Below are 1,095 nucleotides of genomic sequence, written 5' to 3'. Positions count from 1 at the left end.
GCCAATATGCAACGTGGAGACTATGTTTTCGGGGATATTGCCACCCCTACGCGTCGGAATGGTATTGTCTTTATCGAACAAAGGCAGGAAGGGGTACCCGCCGTATTCGGCAATAATCTCAACCCGGCCAATGACCTTTTCTCTAAGGATGACGGACAGACTATCGCCTGTGGATTCCTTTCGCCCTATGACATGTTAGCGTATTGCGACTGGAGCGGACTACGCCCTATGAGTGAATTGGAATATGAGAAGGCGTGCCATCGCCCGTATCCCCAGATTCCGGAAGAAGGAGAATACGCCTGGAATACTAATAGTGACCTTAATCCCCTAAACGGACTTTCCTACCTGCTCTATTTGGGGGATGAACGGGAACAGTCTACCAATAAAGACCACAACGTAAATAGCGGAGGAGTTACTGGTGGTCCCGTACGCTGCGGGATGTTCGCTACAGCCTCTACCAACCAGACCCAGGCGGGCGCCACCAATTGGGGAGTCATGGATATGAGTGGGAACTTAAATGAATTATGCTATGTCGCCACAAGCACCGGCAAAGGATTTGTTGCCACCAACGTTACTTATTCCCACGGTGACGGAGAATTGAATGCCGACGGGGCGACAGATATTTCCACCACTTACTGGCCAACTGCTGTAGCAGCTTTTGGTGTAAGGGGTGGAGGCTATTCCAGCTCTAATAGTCTGTTACAGACTTCTGACCGCAGCTATGCACAAGGAACGACTTTTTCCTCGATAGACAAAAGATTTGGTGATGTTGGCTTTCGTGGGGTATATGGTCTTTCGGGCATCAATATTGACGGCGGGAAAATAAGTGCCCCGACAACGGGATGCTGGAGCGGGACGGATATTACCCATGTGCAGGCTGCTTCCTGCCCCGATTTTCCGGATTTGAAGTTTCAATATTCCTGGTACGTGAAGAAGCCGGGAAGCTCAAGTTTTGAATTGATTAACAATGCTAACGGAGTATCTTTGGCAAATGCTCCCATAACAAATACCGGCACGTCTACGGTAACGTATCAATTCAAACGGGTGGCTGTTTGTGCAGTGGGGGTTGCCACAAGCAATATTGTGACCATAAAC

1 protein-coding gene is annotated in these 1,095 nt (G+C 49.3%); it reads left to right on the top strand.

Translation table 11 applies throughout. From position 1 onward, the window contains the following. Positions 1–1,095, top strand: a 1,095-nt coding sequence (locus NFR61_RS11125; protein WP_251624190.1) for a hypothetical protein, incomplete at both ends; no start/stop codon positions are given.

The sequence above is a fragment of the Odoribacter lunatus genome, assembly GCF_943193135.1.
Taxonomy (GTDB): domain Bacteria; phylum Bacteroidota; class Bacteroidia; order Bacteroidales; family Marinifilaceae; genus Culturomica; species Culturomica lunata.
Note: the sequence above shows the minus strand (reverse complement) of the source record. Positions and strands in the feature narration are given on the sequence as shown.